The following is a 15,706-nucleotide window of genomic DNA, read 5'->3' as shown; positions in this document are numbered from 1 at the left end:
ATTAAAATGGATACAAACAAAATAAAAGACCTAAAAGAACGAATATTACAATTAAAAAAAGAGAAAAATGCGGTTCTTTTAGCGCATTATTATCAGGAAAATGATATTCAGGACATAGCGGATTATGTAGGGGACAGCTTGGGATTATCACAAGAAGCGATGAAAGTGGATGCCGATATTATTCTTTTTGCAGGAGTCCATTTTATGGCTGAAACAGCTAAGATTTTAAATCCAAACAAAAAAGTAATCCTTCCTGATTTGAATGCAGGATGTTCATTGGCAGAATCCTGTCCTCCGGATTTATTTAAAAACTTCATCGATCAACATCCTGACCATACGGTTATTACTTACGTGAATTGTTCGGCCGAAGTAAAAGCATTGACTGACATTGTGGTTACTTCAGCAAATGCAGTAAAAATTGTAGAATCAATTCCTAAAGACAAACCAATCATCTTTGCTCCGGACAAGAATTTAGGAAAATATGTGATGAGCAAAACAGGGCGCGATATGTTACTTTGGGATGGTTCCTGCGTAGTTCACGAAGCCTTTTCATTGGATAAATTAATCGAATTGCACAAACAACATCCGGATGCAAAAATCATTGCACACCCGGAATCTGAAACTCATATTTTAGCTACTGCCAGCTATATTGGTTCGACTTCAGGAATGATTGATTATGTAAAAAACAATCCTAACAATAAATTTATTGTAGCTACTGAATTTGGTATTTTACACAAAATGCAACAGGAAGTACCTGATAAAATCTTAATTCCGGCTCCTGCAAAAGAAGACAATACTTGCGCCTGCAGTGAATGTGGTTACATGAAAATGAATACTTTACAAAAAGTATATGATTGCTTAGTAAATGAAAGTCCTGAAGTTCACGTAGCCGAAGACATTATCCAAAAAGCATTAATTCCAATTGAGAGAATGCTTGAATTATCAAAATAATGACAAATACCAATTACCTGATTATCGGTTCTGGTGTTGCCGGTTTGACATTTGCCCTTCGAATAGCAGAGCAATTTCCGAACAAAAAGATAACCATTGTAACCAAGGCAAATGCTGACGAATCAAATACCAAATATGCCCAGGGTGGTATAGCCATTGTTACTGATAAAAATGAAGATTCATACCAAAAACACATCGAAGACACTTTGATTTGTGGAGATGGATTATGTGATGAAGCTGTCGTAAAAATGGTTGTTACCGAAGGTCCAAAGCGATTAAAAGAATTAATTGAATGGGGAGCCAAATTTGACAAAAACTCTGATGGCAATTTAAATTTAGGTAAAGAAGGCGGACATTCAGAAAACCGTGTCGTACACCATAAAGACCAAACCGGTCATGAGATAGAACGCGCTATTTTGATGCAGGTGTATCAAAAAGACAATATCACCGTTTTAGATCATCATTTTGCAGCCGATTTAATTACCGCTGACAACTGCTGCGTAGGAGCTATTGTTTTGGACGAAAAAACAAAACAAATAAGCACTTACCTATCCGATATTACGCTGTTGGCTACCGGCGGAATTGGTCATCTTTACGGACACACTACCAATCCTGTAATAGCAACCGGAGACGGAATTGCCATGGCCTATCGTGCTCATGCCAATATTAAAGAAATGGAATTCATCCAATTTCATCCTACCGCTTTTTATGATACATCTACCGGTTCCAAATTTTTAATTTCTGAGGCAGTTCGAGGTTTTGGTGCTTATTTACGCACCAAAAAAGGACATCGTTTTATGATTGATTATGATTCCAGAGAAGAATTGGCATCCAGAGATATTGTATCCCAAAGTATTGATTTGGAACTAAAAAAATCAGGTGACGATTGCGTGTATTTAGATTGCACTCATCTGGATATAGAAGCTTTCAAAAAGCATTTCCCAATGATTTACAATCATTGCCTAAAGGCTGGAATTGACATAGAAAAAGACTGGATTCCTGTAGTTCCTGCTCAACATTATATTTGTGGCGGAATTGTTGTTGACACTGACGGAAAAACATCAGTAAACAATTTATTTGCCTGTGGCGAATGTTCACAAACCGGCTTACACGGAGCTAACCGACTAGCATCTAACTCATTGTTAGAAGCATTAGTTTATTCGAGTAGAATTTACGAATATCTGGCCGATCCTAATTTAGAGATCAGAACAATAAAGAAGGATATTCAGGAAACAGTAGCTACTGAAAAACCGGAAATTGATGCTAACTATTTGACAAATTTAAAAGCAAATCTTCAGCATTTAATGAGACAAAATGCGGGTATTGTTAGATACGACTCTGATTTAATTAAAGCTAAAGAACAACTATTGAATTGGAAACAAGAAATAGAAGCGATTAGTAAAACACATCAAATCAACACTTCGTATTACGAATTATTAAATATGATTACTATAGGATATTTGATTGTTACCCAATCTATTGAAAGACATGAAAATCGTGGTGGCTTTGTAAAATTTGAATCGGCTTCATTTGTTAAAAAAAATTCCTAGTTCAGTTTTAGGATTAAAAAAGACATTCAATATTTTTTTATGAATAATTAAACCTTTTGTTCTTTTTATTATCTTACTGCTATAACTTTTAACATAAATCAAAAAAGAAATGAAAAAACTAATTATTGCCGCATTATTGGTTGTTGGAGTATCAAGTTTTGCTCAGGAAAACAACGACAGACCACAGAGAGCCAACATGGAAAGAATGACTCCGGAACAGCGCTCAGAACAACGTATCGCAAGAATGACTAAGGAATTGAATCTGGATGCAAAACAACAGGAACAGCTAAAACAACTTTATGCTGAGCAAGCTGCCCAAAGAGCTAACAGACAAAACAACCAAGGTCAGGGCAGAGAAAATATGGAGGCTCAAAGAAAAGCAATGGAAGATAAAATGAAAGCTATTTTAACTCCGGAGCAACTAACAAAATGGAAAAGCAGCCAGGACAAAATGAGAGAAAGAATGCAGCAAAGAATGGGTGACAGACAAGGTGGCGGAATGGGTGACGACAGACCTGCTGGTGGAAATATGGAAAACTAAAAAAAAGCTTCGAGAAACTAAACTCGAAGCTTTTTTTTACCCTTTTACATTACAATGTCTTTGAAACTTTATCAATTGCATTGATTGTAAAATCCAAATCTTCATAACTCAAAGCATCGGTGATGAACCAGGTTTCGTAAGCTGAAGGCGCAATATAAACACCTTCCTGTAACAATCCATGGAAGAATTTCTTGAAAGTATCATTATCACCTTTAGCAGCCGTTTGAAAATCAACAACAGGACTGGCATCAAAATGTACCGAAATCATAGAACCTACTCTATTAATAGTATAAACAACATTATTTGCTTGTAAAACTTTATGAATTCCGGCTTCTAAATAAGCTGTTTTTTCTTCTAATCTTTGAAAAATAGCTGTATCATTATTTAAAGATTCCAGCATTGCTTTACCAGCAGCCATAGCTAGTGGATTTCCCGATAAAGTTCCCGCCTGATAAACAGGACCAAGCGGAGCCAGATAATTCATAATTTCTTCTCTGGCAGCAAAAGCTCCCACTGGTAATCCGCCACCAATTACTTTTCCGAAACAAACAATATCAGCATTGATGTTTAATAACTCCTGAGCACCACCTCTAGCTAATCTAAAACCGGTCATTACCTCATCAAAAATCAGTAAGATTCCGTTCTCAGAACACAATTGACGTACACCTTCTAAAAAGCCTTTGCTTGGCGGCACACAACCCATATTTCCTGCAACTGGTTCTACTATAATGGCTGCAATTTCGTTCGAATTTGCTTCGATTAAACTGCGTACATTTTCTAAATCATTGTATTTAGCCAACAAGGTATCCTTAGCTGTTCCAGCAGTTACACCCGGACTATTAGGAGTTCCAAAGGTCATTGCCCCGCTTCCGGCCTGAATCAGGAAAGAATCAGAATGCCCGTGATAACAACCTGCAAATTTTATAATTTTATCTCTTTTTGTAAATCCGCGCGCTAATCTTACGGCACTCATACAGGCTTCAGTACCTGAATTTACAAAACGGATTTTATCAATATTAGGAACCATCGATACCGCCAAAGCAGCAATTTGAGTTTCTAATTCCGTTGGCATCCCAAAAGAAGTTCCCAGTTTAGCTTTCTCAGTTACCGCCTGAACTACTGGCTCATAAGCATGTCCCAGAATCATTGGTCCCCAGGAATTAATATAATCAATCAATCGGTTTCCGTCCTCATCATACAAATAAGCACCTTTGGCTTGTTTTACAAAAATAGGTGTTCCTCCTACCGATTTGAATGCTCTAACCGGCGAATTTACGCCTCCCGGAATTACTTTTTCTGCTTCAGCAAACAGCTGACTACTTCTTTGGTATAACATTTTTAATTTAAAATTTCTGATTTTAGAGTTTAGAATTTAGATTTACAATCTTGACTTCTAACAACTCATTATTTTTTTATAACTTATAATTACTTCACTTTCAACTTTTGCCCTACAAAAAGAGTATTATCCGAAAGATTATTTTTTTGCTTTAAATCATCCACTAACAGATTGTATTTTTTGGAAATAGAATACAAAGTATCTCCTTTCTGAACTTCATAAAAAGTATCATTTCCGGAATTTCTAACTACAATTCTTCGATTCTGATTTTCCACAGGCACATAATTTGTTCCCAAAACCTGAGCATCATATTGACCTAAATTGTAACGTTCTATATAAGAAATCAATTTGTCTGGATATCTCGGATCGGTTGCATAACCTGCCTTTCTCAAACCTTTTGCCCAAGCCTGATAATCATCTTTATCCAGTTCAAACAAGCTGGCATACCTGACTTTGCCTTTTAAAAACAAAGCATGATCTCTGTAAGATTCGGAAACTTTATCGTATTTTCTGAAACATTCCTGACTGGAATCGTCATCATGTCTTACCGAATCTCCTTTCCAGTCGGCGTGGCATTTGATACCAAAATGATTGTTAGCACTTTCTGCTAATTTTCCTCTTCCAGCCCCCGATTCTAAAATTCCCTGCGCCAAAATAATACTCGCCGGAATTCCATAGGTTTTCATATTACTCATGGCAATATCTTTGTATTGCAACACATAACCACTAACAACATCATTTTTAACCACCGTTCTCGAAGTCGATTCAATTACTTCATTGCGACCTTTGGATTTTTTATTTTTTTGAGAATATGCAGTATTTTTACCGGATCCTTTTTTAGTTGTTACAATTGGAGATTTTGTAGCATTACAACTAATCAGCGTCAGAAGAATAAATAAAAGTAGGTTTTTCTTAAACATCGATATTTATTGTTGGTAATTGTTTGTTTTTTAATCGCTCATTCATTCCAAAAATGCCTTGCAATCCACCAGTGTGAATAAGCAAAATATTGGAATGAGCCGGAAAATAATCTTTTTGTATCAAATCCATAACTCCAAAAACCATTTTCCCGGTATAAACAGGATCTAATGGAATTTGATTTTCAATATAAAACTGATTGATAAAATAAATCAAATCTTTATTGACCTTGCCATATCCCTCAAAATGATAATCAGTTAGTAACTCCCAATTTTGATTTTGCACAAAAATACGGATTTCATCTTGTAAAAAATCGCCTTTCAGAGCTGGAAATCCTAAAACTTTTTGATGCGGCAACGCGCTGTTAATAATTCCCGAAATGGTTCCGCCAGTTCCTGCAGCACAACAAATATAATCAAACTCGCTGTCTTCATCGGTTAAAATTTCCTGACAGCCTTTTATAGCCAAAGCATTCGTTCCGCCTTCGGGAACCAAATAAAAATCTCCAAATTGTTGTTTCAATTTATCTAAAAACGAAGATTCACTTTTTAATCGATATTCTTCACGGGAAACAAATTCGAATTGCATTCCGCATTCCTGAGCAAATTGGAGCGTTGGATTACTATCGATTTTATCTCTTAATTCATCGCCACGAATAATCCCAATGGATTGCAGTCCCTGCTCCTGAGCCGCAAAAGCAACAGCGGCAATATGATTAGAAAAAGCACCACCGAAAGTAAGCAGCGTTTTTTTATTTTCAGCTTTTGCCTGAAGCAAATTGTACTTTAACTTTCGAAATTTATTTCCCGAAACCACCGGATGCAGTAAATCCTCCCTTTTGATGGTAACGGAAATGGAATTCGGAAAGCTTATTTGCAGTTTTTGATTCAAAGCATTTATTTTTTTGACAAAGGTAAAACTTATAGCTTTAAAATAGTGAAAACTTTTTTTAACCCCGAGTTCACTGTGAATTATATGATGACTGTGATAATTTTTAATACCGCAGATTTTCAGATTTTTTTCCCTTCTTTGAATTAAAAAAAATCACGAAAAGCTTTGCTTACGCTACAATAAATAATTCAAAAACAACTATTAAAAAATCTGCGAATCTGCGGTATTAAAAAACTTCTAAACTTTGCGATTAAAACAAATACTTCCAAAAACTAAAAAACCTTCTTTTTTTAAGATAATCCATATCAATTTCGTTGCTATATGCCTCTCTTTCAAAAGAAATATTTCGATAGGCACGATTTTTGTTACGAAATTGTAATAAGCGAACAAGATATTCAAGGAAGTACCAAATAAAAAAAGGAAGTATCAATAATTCTATTTGTTGCCGTAAGTGAATGCGTTCGTGATTGATAAAAACTGGATTTTGTTTATCAATCCGATGTTTCAAAAACACAAATGGATAAGCCGTTAATCCACGGTATCCTTTTGGTATTAAATACTTGTTAACAACAAAAAACATTGGTTCTTAAATTTATAAATTTGTGTAAACTAACAACAAAACCTATTAATGATTGAACAAAGTAATGAAAATAAATTAATAGAAGGAGAAGATTTCTATTACACAGCCGAAGGATACAAATGTTTTACTGAAAAATACCACTTAAAGAGAGGCTATTGTTGCAAGAGTGGTTGCCGTCATTGTCCTTATGGATACGACAAAAAAACAGGTACAAATAAGAAATCGTTATAAAAACAACCCGAATCTATTTATCTTATTTTAGCGTATATAAAAACACAACCCATTTTTATTCATATATTTAACAATCAAATAATTGCATTATGAAAACACTCAAAATACTACCGCTTTTATTTATTTTTCTATTGAGTTCCTGTAGCTCTGTTAGGGTTTATTCTGATTTTGACAGTCGTGCTGATTTTAGTCAATACAAAACCTATGCTTTTCACAAAAAAGGCATTGATCGGGTTCAAATATCTGAATTAGACAAAAAAAGAATACTACATGCTATTGACAACGAATTGAGTAAAAAAGGCATGAGCAAAAGTGAAAATCCTGATTTACTAATCAATTTTTTCACCAAAGAGCGAGAACAACTTGACGTAAACCAATTCAATATGGGTTGGGGTTACGGTTGGGGTTGGGGATGGAATCCTTTCTTATGGGGCGGCAACACCTATGTTAGCTCATCAACCCAAGGCACACTGTATATCGATTTAATCGATGCTAAGAAAAAAGAGTTGATTTGGCAAGGTGAAGGAGTTGGAACCCTAACTGAAAATCGAAGAGAGAAAGAAAACCAAATCAATGAGTTTGTTGCCAAAATTCTGGCGCAATTCCCACCTACTGAAAAAAAATAAATCATATTCTTTCACCAAGCCTAAAGGGTGGAAAATTGATTTAAAATTTTTAAAAGACCTAAAATATAAAATGATATATTTGTAATACAATCATAAAAAATGAACAACACGATTAACATAGGTATCACAATTAACATTATTATCCAATAATAATGACGGAGTGTTATGTAAATAAGTAATCAAGATACCATTTATTCAACCTCCCAATACGGGAGGTTTTTTTATACCAATAAAATGAAACTACTAAACCAAATACAAGAAGCCAAAAAGCAATTACAGGGCGTGGTCATGGAGACACCGCTATCGGAAAATTTGAATCTATCAACCGAATTCAATGCCCGAATTCTATTAAAAAGAGAAGATTTACAAACGGTACGTTCCTATAAAATCAGAGGAGCTTACAACAAAATCAGCACGCTTAGCCCTGAAGAACAAGATCAGGGTGTAATATGTGCCAGTGCCGGAAATCATGCGCAGGGCGTTGCTTATTCCTGTAAATTACTTCAGATAAAAGGCAAAATATACATGCCTAAAACCACACCGAAGCAAAAAATAAAACAAGTCAAACTTTTTGGAGGTTCCTTTGTAGAAATTGTGCTTACAGGAGATACTTTTGACGATGCTTACGCCGCTGCATTGGCTGATGCTACCAAAAACAAGATGCCTTTCATCCATCCTTTTGATGACATTAAAGTTATTGCCGGTCAGGGAACGGTAGGTCTTGAAATTCTGGAAAGCTATAAAAAACCTATTGATTATGTATTTGTTCCCATAGGCGGCGGCGGACTAGCCTCAGGGCTTTCGGAAGTTTTCAGGTATTTGAGTCCTAATACTAAAATCATTGGCGTTGAGCCCGAAGGTGCTTCTTCGATGAAAACATCTATAGAAAATGGAAAAGTGACCATTTTAGAAAACATCGACAAATTTGTTGACGGAGCAGCCGTAAAACAAGTGGGGAAAATGACTTTTGACATTTGTAAAAAAAACCTAAGCGACATTATTCTTGTTCCTGAAGGAAAAGTATGTACCACTATTTTGCGTTTGTACAACGAAGAAGCCATGGTAGTAGAACCCGCAGGGGCATTGACTATTTCGGCATTGGATTTTTATAAAGAAAAAATAAAAGGAAAAACCGTAGTGTGCATTGTTAGCGGAAGTAACAACGACATTGAACGTACCGCCGAAATAAAAGAACGCTCTTTGCTTTACGAAGGATTGATGCACTATTTTATGATTCAGTTTCCGCAACGTCCGGGTGCTTTAAAAGAATTTGTCAACGACATTTTAGGTCCTGACGATGATATTACTTATTTTCAGTTTACAAAGAAAAACAATCGCGAAGTAGGCCCTGCCGTTGTAGGATTGGAACTCAAAAACAAAAACGATATTATTGCTATAAAAACCAAAATGGACAACAAAGGTTTTGAATACAAATACCTCAACGAAAAACAAGACTTATTTCATCAATTAATTGGCTAAAAACAAGCTAACTTTGTAATTCATTATTCCAGAAAACATGAGCGATTTAGCCGATATTAAAAATCTTGACGACATCAAATTATTAGTAGATAGTTTCTATGCTAAAGTACGGGAAGACAACTTAATTGGACCTGTTTTTAATGAAAAAATAGGCCCTAATTGGCCGGCACATTTAGAAAGAATGTACCGTTTTTGGCAAACCATCTTACTCGAAGAACACACCTACTCAGGCAGTCCGTTTCCTCCGCACAAGCATTTGCCGGTAGAAAAAGAGCATTTTAATCGTTGGATGGAAATTTTTACCGAAACTATCGATGCTTTATTCCAAGGAAAACTAGCAGAAGAAGCAAAACTCCGAGCTAAAAACATGGCAGAAATGTTCTTTTACAAAATTGAGTATTTCAGAAATGGCGGACGGAATTTTTTCGAAAACTAAATCAACTATAATTTCACCTGTTGCCCTAAATCTTTTTCAGTTTCAATAACTTTGCCTTCGTATTGTAATTTCCAACCCATAGTGTTGGTCAGAATCAGGATTTTAGACAATTCGCTAATGAGTCGGTTTTGGGCATTAGATTTTAAGGTTGATTTAGCAATTTTCTTTGCCAAATTAGCCTTAACCTGCTTGTTGATTTTATTGTAATCATCGCCCGTAAAAGGATTCAGTTTACTTTGTTCTACATCATAAAACTGAATATCGGGACTGATTTTTATTTCTTCTTTTGGAATACTTACAATAGTGATTGTTTTGTTTTTTTCGTCAATATCATACTTCATTTGGTGCAAATCATAAGCCACGGTCACATCGGCATTGACCACAATGAGCGCTTTTTTTTCAAAAGAAACCATATCCAACAGGTATTTTTGCTGATTTTTATAGGTAATCACTTCTGAGAAATGCCCCTCGGTAACGACTAATTTACCAACGTTTACAATTTGCTGCTGAATAAGATTGGTATTGTAACTAATAGCATCTTCATCGCTTTTTTTGAAATCACAAAATTTAAATAACAAGACGGCTGCCACTATAACTGCGGCTCCAATAAGTATGTTTTTTATCATAATTAAAATTTAATAAATGGATATTCCGAACACAATTTAGTAATTCCTGCCTGAAGTTTGGCTAGAAATTTTTGATGACTTTCTGATTCTGGCTTAAAAGACCTATGAGATAAGCTTTTTTGAATTCCTTCCACTTGCTCCATAACAATAAAAGCAGTTTTTGAAATGGAAGTTTCCTTAAATCGCTGCCAGATGTAATTTATTGCTACTTGGTTAGGATGCAACATGTCTTCGGCATAAAAGCGATAATCACGTAATTCGTCCATCATAATTTCGTAACTGGGAAAATAAATGGCAGAATTTACATTGCAGAAAGCAGAATCCCCTAAAACCTGATGAATTGCACTAATTAAATGGGCTTTACTCCTTTGATTTTCTACAACGCCATCTTTGATATGACGCACTGGTGAAACGGTGAATGTAAATTTTGCCTCGGGATTTAGCGACTTAATTAAACGAAATGTATTCTGAATTGCGGTTTGAATGCTGTCAATCGATAAAATTTCCTTTGTAAATTGCTTCTGGGGTAGTTTATGGCAATTGGCCACTATTTCTCCGCTTTCGATATGACGATATACCCAAGCCGTTCCGTAGGTAATTAGAAAATGGCTGGACTGGATTATTTGCTGATGTGTTGCAACAACTAATTCATTTAATAATTGTAAAAAAATTGCTTTATCAGAATTTGAAAGTTCCGAATGAACTTCAAAACAATGCCATGAATCATTGTGAACGAAAATATCTTTTTCGCTAAAAAACTGTTTAGTAACGGCTCTTGAAATTAATTTTTCAATCGAAACGGGATTAAAAATAATCCCAAACGGATTGCAAGCATTTTGAAATTTAAAATACTCCAGTTTTTCGGCCATATTTACCGCAAAACAAGAGCCCAAACTTAAAATTCCTGAATGATAATCAACAGGAAACGGACTTTCTAAAATGGGTATTGGGGTACGAAATTGCATTGCAGTTTTTTACCAAAAATAAGTATAATAATATTTATTATAATGAGTCTTATATCAACTTTTTTTTGCAAACAATTAAACATAAATAATGTTGCTTTTTAAACCATATAAGCCATATAAGTTTTAGCTTATCTAGTCTTACTTACATAAACTTTGAGTTGCTGTTTTATAATATATTAAGACCATATAAGTATCGATACACCAAACAACAAAACTTATATAACTTACAGACTTACAAACTGCTTTAAAACCGATAACTAATACAAATATTGGATTTTAGAATAATTTGGATTTCCTACACTCGATTCCGAAACCTGTTCAGTAGGATAATTATCGGCATCGTATTTATAGGTTGTTGGATACAAATTTGCCGAAGCAATTGTTTCTTCTCCATTTACAACCTTAGTTTCAACAACGGTTAAAACAACATTGTTTTTAGAAACTAAAGCAGCATTATCCAATAATTGGTTGTAACCTAAAATAGCACAATACGGATTATTATAAGTATCGTACTCATAAGTAGTTTTAGAAGTAGAAAGCACTCCTTCATCAACATTATCAAAAGTACGCTCCACCTTGATTAAATTTTTATTCTTAAAAAACAAGGTTCCATGATGTACCATTTGCTCCTGATTTTGAGTATCGATCTTGAATTTTTCATACAAAACCGTTTCACTGTTTTCATGAGTGTAATAAATCACATAATGATCGGACGAAGTTATTTTAACTAATTTATCATCAAGATAAGTATATTGTAATGTAACACTAAGTTGTGTTTGCTTATTATACTTAACAATTTTAGTAATCAAGCCGTCAGTATAGGTATAATCAATTCTTTCCTTTGAATTATCGGCACTTAACAATTGATTTTGATTGTATGTAAAAACGGAATTTTCTGAAACACCATTCTCGGTAGATTCAATAATTTTGACAAAATTCTTTCCTTTAATTTCTTTTTCATTGGAACAAGAACTAAAAAGAACAGCAACTATTGAAATGAAAACAAATATTCTATTTAATTTTCTCATGGTTTTATAGGTTAATTTGAACATAGCATATTGGGGACTTCAAAACTATATATTAAATACAGCTAAGCCAACAAAACAAGTTCAACAACCTAAAAACTCGTTAAAAAGAATATTTCAAACAACAATTACTGCAAAATATCGAAACATTTTCTATATCAGGGTTTAACCTCATCAAATTGTTAATTCGTTTTTGCAAAACTTCTTAGGCTAAATTCGACCTGAACTCAAACGAACTCTAATTTGGTACTTCAAAAAGAATTACTGATGCAAACCAACTACTTATTTTATCGACAAAATACATAGCCCAAGCGATTTAAAGAGTATTTTATCCTTTCAACGATTTTAAATGGTGAACTCATTTATTGCTTTTACTTTTGATAATGAATACTACAACCAACACCATGAAAAACATATTCAACCCAATTTACAGACAAGATTATTTAGAAGGTTATTCTAAAGGTCTTGATCCTTATTCGAAAGTAAAAAGCGACACAGCCAATACTGCTTTTAATGACGGATTTAACTCCGGTAGAGTTGATTACGAAAGTGTAAATGGCTGCATCCTTGACGGAATTCCGAAAAAAATCATCACCGAAAAAATCTTAGAAGAATTCCTAATGGCCGGCTTACTGGGTATTAATATTGACACCGAAGGTTATACCCATTTCCAGATAAGTGTTTTAGTGAAGTGGTATCAAAGTGGTATTGAAAAATACGATCCTAAAGAAAACAATTACTTACTGGATATTCTGGAAGAAAACGGAATTGAACTAAACCATTCCTAAAAATAACTTTTTCATACTTAAAAAGAGAAACCCTTTTAGTTGGCTTACACATTCTAAAAGGGTTTCTTGATTTTTATAAAACTTAAATTTTACTTCACAAAGTCAATTGCTTTTGATAAAGCATCCGGGATTCCGGCTGCGTTTTTACCTCCTGCAGTTGCAAAGAACGGCTGTCCTCCACCCCCACCTTGGATAAACTTCCCTAATTCACGAACTACCTGACCTGCATTTAGATTTTTCTCAGCCACTAATTCTTTAGAAATATAACAGCTTAACATTGGTTTTCCTTCTTCGGCTGTAGCCAAAACTAAAAACAGATTATCTCCTAAATTCCCTAATTCATAAGCCAAATCTTTTGCTCCCTCTGGGTTCAAATCAACTTGTTTAGCCAGAAATTGAACGCCGTTTACTTGTTGAAGTTCGTTTGCCAATTCGGCTTTCATATTTTTCGCTTTCTCTTTCAACAAAGCTTCCACTTGTTTTTTCAATTTGGCATTTTCATCCTGTAAAGAAACTACTGCTTTAACCGTATCTTGTGGATTCTTCAATGCCGTTTTAATTTCGTCTAACAATTCTTCCTGCGAAGCAAAAAACTGTCTTACGCCATCTCCGGTAATCGCTTCAATACGACGGATTCCTGCCGCTACTGCTCCTTCAGAAACAATTTTGAAAGACCAAATATCAGCGGTATTGTTTACGTGGATTCCTCCACACAATTCCATGCTGTCTCCAAATTTAATTGCACGTACATTATCACCATATTTTTCTCCAAACAAAGCCATTGCTCCTTCATCTAAAGCTTGTTGGATAGGAATACTTCTTCTTTCGATCAATGGCAATTGCTCTTGAATTCGAGCATTTACAAAATCCTCTACTTGCTGCAATTCTTCATCAGTTACTTTAGAAAAATGAGAAAAGTCAAAACGTAAATTTTTTGGGTTTACCAAAGATCCTTTTTGCTCCACATGCGTTCCTAAAATACTTCTCAACGCCTGGTGCATCAAGTGTGTCGCCGAGTGATTTTTAGAAGTCGCCGCTCTTAAATCGGTATTTACTTTTGCTACGAAAGAGGCGTTTACATTTTCCGGCAATTTTTTAGCAAAATGCAAGATTAAATTATTCTCCTTCTTTGTATCTATAATTTCGATGGTTTCATTAGCCGAAACCAAGGTTCCTTTATCACCTACTTGTCCTCCACCTTCCGGATAGAATGGCGTTGCATCTAAAACAATTTGGTACAAAACACCATCTTTTTTAGAATCTACTTTACGAATACGCGTGATTTTCACTTCGTTTTCTGTCTGGTCATAACCTACAAAAGATTCTGTATTCCCATCAACCAAAATTTTCCAGTCGTCAGTAGAAACTTCAGAAGCCGCACGAGAACGTGATTTTTGTTCTTGCATGGCTTTTTCAAAACCAGCTTCGTCTAGGCTAAATCCTCTTTCTCTAAGAATTAAAGCGGTTAAATCAATTGGGAAACCAAAAGTATCATACAATTCGAATGCTTTTGTTCCTGCCACTTCTTTTCCTTTAGTCTCAGCCATTACATTTTCCAACAATTGCAATCCTTGATCTAAAGTTCTTAAAAAAGAAGCTTCTTCTTCACGAATTACATTGGTTACCAAAGTTTGTTGTTTTTTGATTTCAGGGAAAAATTCACCCATTTGATCTGCCAAAACAGCAACCAATTGATTGATAAAAGGTTCTTTAGTATTTAGAAAAGTAAAACCGTAACGAATAGCACGACGCAAAATACGACGAATTACATAACCTGCTCCAGTGTTAGATGGCAACTGTCCGTCAGCAATAGCAAAGGCTACGGCACGAACGTGATCCACCACTACACGAATCGCAATATTGGTTTTATTCTGCTCTTCTGAAATATTTTTTATTTCATTTGAGGTGTATTTCAATCCTGTAATTTGCTCCACTTTTTCAATAAGTGGTGTAAATACATCGGTATCATAATTAGATGTTACATTTTGCATCGCCATACACAAACGCTCAAATCCCATTCCGGTATCTACGTGTTGTGCCGGTAACTTTTCCAATGAACCATCGGCTTTACGGTTGAATTCCATAAATACGTTGTTCCAGATCTCCACTACCTGCGGATGATCGGCATTGACTAAACTAAATCCTGAAACTTCCGCCCTTTCAGCATCGGTACGCAAATCGATATGAATTTCCGAACAAGGCCCGCAAGGTCCCTGATCACCCATTTCCCAGAAATTATCTTTTTTGTTTCCAAGGATAATGCGGTCTTCAGATACAAATTGTTTCCAAATATCGAAAGCATCCTGATCAAAAGGCACATTCTCTGCCTCGTTTCCTTCAAAAACAGAAACGTACAAACGGTCTTTGTCTAATTTTAACACTTCTGTTAAAAATTCCCAAGCCCATGGAATAGCCTCTTTTTTGAAATAATCTCCAAAAGACCAATTCCCAAGCATTTCAAACATGGTGTGGTGGTAAGTATCAAAACCTACATCTTCCAAATCGTTGTGTTTTCCTGAAACACGAAGGCATTTTTGCGTATCAGTAATACGATTGCTTTTTGGCGTGGCGTTTCCTAAAAAATATTCTTTAAACTGAGCCATTCCTGAGTTATTAAACATCAGGGTTGGATCGTCTTTTAGAACAATAGGTGCCGAAGGGACAATTAAATGTCCTTTACTTTCAAAGAATTGTAAATACGCTTTGCGAATGTCTTGTGATTTCATTTTTATATTTTTTTGCCACTAAGGCGCTAAGGCACAA

16 protein-coding genes are annotated in these 15,706 nt (G+C 35.0%); 8 read left to right on the top strand and 8 right to left on the bottom strand.

From position 1 onward, the window contains the following. The first annotated feature begins 6 nt into the window (after nucleotides 1–6). The 3 genes from nadA (at nucleotide 7) to FDM27_RS02090 (ending at nucleotide 3,042) form a co-directional block, all read left to right on the top strand. Nucleotides 7–951: a quinolinate synthase NadA gene (nadA, locus tag FDM27_RS02100; protein ID WP_071185107.1), complete on the top strand. Its 945-nt coding sequence runs from the start codon at nucleotides 7–9 to the stop codon at nucleotides 949–951. Continuing rightward, nucleotides 951–2,501, top strand: a complete 1,551-nt coding sequence (nadB, locus tag FDM27_RS02095) for an L-aspartate oxidase (RefSeq protein ID WP_140484997.1) — start codon at nucleotides 951–953, stop codon at nucleotides 2,499–2,501. Before nadA ends, nadB begins: the two co-directional genes overlap by 1 nt. 109 nt (nucleotides 2,502–2,610) lie before the next feature. After that, on the top strand, nucleotides 2,611–3,042 hold the full coding sequence (locus FDM27_RS02090) for a hypothetical protein (protein WP_071185105.1): 432 nt from the start codon (nucleotides 2,611–2,613) through the stop codon (nucleotides 3,040–3,042). Between the two features lie 49 nt (nucleotides 3,043–3,091). On the opposite strand, the gene hemL is transcribed toward FDM27_RS02090, so the two are convergent. The 4 genes from hemL to FDM27_RS02070 all read right to left on the bottom strand — a co-directional run bounded on the left by hemL (nucleotide 3,092) and on the right by FDM27_RS02070 (nucleotide 6,767). Continuing rightward, entirely contained in the window at nucleotides 3,092–4,378 is a 1,287-nt protein-coding gene (gene hemL, locus FDM27_RS02085; RefSeq protein ID WP_140484996.1) for a glutamate-1-semialdehyde 2,1-aminomutase, read from the bottom strand. 89 nt (nucleotides 4,379–4,467) lie between these two features. Further along, nucleotides 4,468–5,298: a glucosaminidase domain-containing protein gene (locus FDM27_RS02080; RefSeq protein ID WP_140484995.1), complete on the bottom strand. Its 831-nt coding sequence runs from the start codon at nucleotides 5,296–5,298 to the stop codon at nucleotides 4,468–4,470. After that, nucleotides 5,291–6,187 carry a 1-aminocyclopropane-1-carboxylate deaminase/D-cysteine desulfhydrase gene (locus tag FDM27_RS02075; protein WP_410503830.1) on the bottom strand — a complete coding sequence of 299 codons (897 nt, stop codon included), beginning with the start codon at nucleotides 6,185–6,187 and terminating at the stop codon, nucleotides 5,291–5,293. Before FDM27_RS02075 ends, FDM27_RS02080 begins: the two co-directional genes overlap by 8 nt. Nucleotides 6,188–6,437: 250 nt before the next feature. Next, the gene (locus tag FDM27_RS02070) at nucleotides 6,438–6,767 is read right to left on the bottom strand and encodes a hypothetical protein (protein WP_071185101.1); all 330 of its coding nucleotides are present in this window, start codon (nucleotides 6,765–6,767) and stop codon (nucleotides 6,438–6,440) included. A gap of 48 nt (nucleotides 6,768–6,815) precedes the next feature. On the opposite strand from FDM27_RS02070, the gene FDM27_RS02065 reads away from it, so the two are divergent. The 4 genes from FDM27_RS02065 (at nucleotide 6,816) to FDM27_RS02050 (ending at nucleotide 9,539) form a co-directional block, all read left to right on the top strand. Continuing rightward, nucleotides 6,816–6,998: a DUF5522 domain-containing protein gene (locus FDM27_RS02065; protein ID WP_071185100.1), complete on the top strand. Its 183-nt coding sequence runs from the start codon at nucleotides 6,816–6,818 to the stop codon at nucleotides 6,996–6,998. Between the two features lie 89 nt (nucleotides 6,999–7,087). Next, entirely contained in the window at nucleotides 7,088–7,624 is a 537-nt protein-coding gene (locus tag FDM27_RS02060) for a DUF4136 domain-containing protein (RefSeq protein ID WP_071185099.1), read from the top strand. A gap of 234 nt (nucleotides 7,625–7,858) precedes the next feature. Beyond that, nucleotides 7,859–9,103: a threonine ammonia-lyase IlvA gene (gene ilvA, locus FDM27_RS02055; RefSeq protein ID WP_071185098.1), complete on the top strand. Its 1,245-nt coding sequence runs from the start codon at nucleotides 7,859–7,861 to the stop codon at nucleotides 9,101–9,103. 37 nt (nucleotides 9,104–9,140) lie between these two features. Continuing rightward, entirely contained in the window at nucleotides 9,141–9,539 is a 399-nt protein-coding gene (locus tag FDM27_RS02050) for a group III truncated hemoglobin (RefSeq protein WP_071185097.1), read from the top strand. A 5-nt stretch (nucleotides 9,540–9,544) separates the two neighbouring features. Here the strand turns inward: FDM27_RS02050 and FDM27_RS02045 are convergent, their stop codons facing one another. The 3 genes from FDM27_RS02045 to FDM27_RS02035 all read right to left on the bottom strand — a co-directional run bounded on the left by FDM27_RS02045 (nucleotide 9,545) and on the right by FDM27_RS02035 (nucleotide 12,158). After that, nucleotides 9,545–10,165 carry a DUF4230 domain-containing protein gene (locus tag FDM27_RS02045; protein WP_140484993.1) on the bottom strand — a complete coding sequence of 207 codons (621 nt, stop codon included), beginning with the start codon at nucleotides 10,163–10,165 and terminating at the stop codon, nucleotides 9,545–9,547. Between the two features lie 2 nt (nucleotides 10,166–10,167). Beyond that, nucleotides 10,168–11,130 (bottom strand): GSCFA domain-containing protein, encoded by a 963-nt coding sequence (locus FDM27_RS02040; RefSeq protein WP_140484992.1) that lies wholly within the window; start codon nucleotides 11,128–11,130, stop codon nucleotides 10,168–10,170. A gap of 257 nt (nucleotides 11,131–11,387) precedes the next feature. Further along, nucleotides 11,388–12,158 (bottom strand): hypothetical protein, encoded by a 771-nt coding sequence (locus tag FDM27_RS02035; protein WP_140484991.1) that lies wholly within the window; start codon nucleotides 12,156–12,158, stop codon nucleotides 11,388–11,390. Nucleotides 12,159–12,559: 401 nt separating this feature from the next. On the opposite strand from FDM27_RS02035, the gene FDM27_RS02030 reads away from it, so the two are divergent. Next, on the top strand, nucleotides 12,560–12,943 hold the full coding sequence (locus tag FDM27_RS02030) for a hypothetical protein (protein WP_140484990.1): 384 nt from the start codon (nucleotides 12,560–12,562) through the stop codon (nucleotides 12,941–12,943). Nucleotides 12,944–13,032: 89 nt separating this feature from the next. Here the strand turns inward: FDM27_RS02030 and alaS are convergent, their stop codons facing one another. Then, a complete protein-coding gene (alaS, locus tag FDM27_RS02025) occupies nucleotides 13,033–15,669 on the bottom strand; it encodes an alanine--tRNA ligase (protein WP_140484989.1) in 2,637 nt (878 codons plus the stop codon). Nucleotides 15,670–15,706: the final 37 nt, after the last annotated feature.

Source organism: Flavobacterium sp. GSA192, assembly GCF_006386525.1.
Lineage (GTDB): Bacteria > Bacteroidota > Bacteroidia > Flavobacteriales > Flavobacteriaceae > Flavobacterium > Flavobacterium commune.
This window is presented reverse-complemented; position numbering and strand designations above follow the sequence as displayed.

Coding starts and splice junctions, on each gene's coding strand:
- FDM27_RS02065 (WP_071185100.1), top strand. CDS start 6,816: ATGATTGAACAAAGTAATGAAAATAAATTAATAGAAGGAGAAGATTTC.
- ilvA (WP_071185098.1), top strand. CDS start 7,859: ATGAAACTACTAAACCAAATACAAGAAGCCAAAAAGCAATTACAGGGC.
- FDM27_RS02035 (WP_140484991.1), bottom strand. CDS start 12,158: ATGAGAAAATTAAATAGAATATTTGTTTTCATTTCAATAGTTGCTGTT.
- FDM27_RS02045 (WP_140484993.1), bottom strand. CDS start 10,165: ATGATAAAAAACATACTTATTGGAGCCGCAGTTATAGTGGCAGCCGTC.
- FDM27_RS02070 (WP_071185101.1), bottom strand. CDS start 6,767: ATGTTTTTTGTTGTTAACAAGTATTTAATACCAAAAGGATACCGTGGA.
- FDM27_RS02040 (WP_140484992.1), bottom strand. CDS start 11,130: ATGCAATTTCGTACCCCAATACCCATTTTAGAAAGTCCGTTTCCTGTT.
- alaS (WP_140484989.1), bottom strand. CDS start 15,669: ATGAAATCACAAGACATTCGCAAAGCGTATTTACAATTCTTTGAAAGT.
- nadA (WP_071185107.1), top strand. CDS start 7: ATGGATACAAACAAAATAAAAGACCTAAAAGAACGAATATTACAATTA.
- nadB (WP_140484997.1), top strand. CDS start 951: ATGACAAATACCAATTACCTGATTATCGGTTCTGGTGTTGCCGGTTTG.
- hemL (WP_140484996.1), bottom strand. CDS start 4,378: ATGTTATACCAAAGAAGTAGTCAGCTGTTTGCTGAAGCAGAAAAAGTA.
- FDM27_RS02050 (WP_071185097.1), top strand. CDS start 9,141: ATGAGCGATTTAGCCGATATTAAAAATCTTGACGACATCAAATTATTA.
- FDM27_RS02090 (WP_071185105.1), top strand. CDS start 2,611: ATGAAAAAACTAATTATTGCCGCATTATTGGTTGTTGGAGTATCAAGT.
- FDM27_RS02060 (WP_071185099.1), top strand. CDS start 7,088: ATGAAAACACTCAAAATACTACCGCTTTTATTTATTTTTCTATTGAGT.
- FDM27_RS02080 (WP_140484995.1), bottom strand. CDS start 5,298: ATGTTTAAGAAAAACCTACTTTTATTTATTCTTCTGACGCTGATTAGT.
- FDM27_RS02030 (WP_140484990.1), top strand. CDS start 12,560: ATGAAAAACATATTCAACCCAATTTACAGACAAGATTATTTAGAAGGT.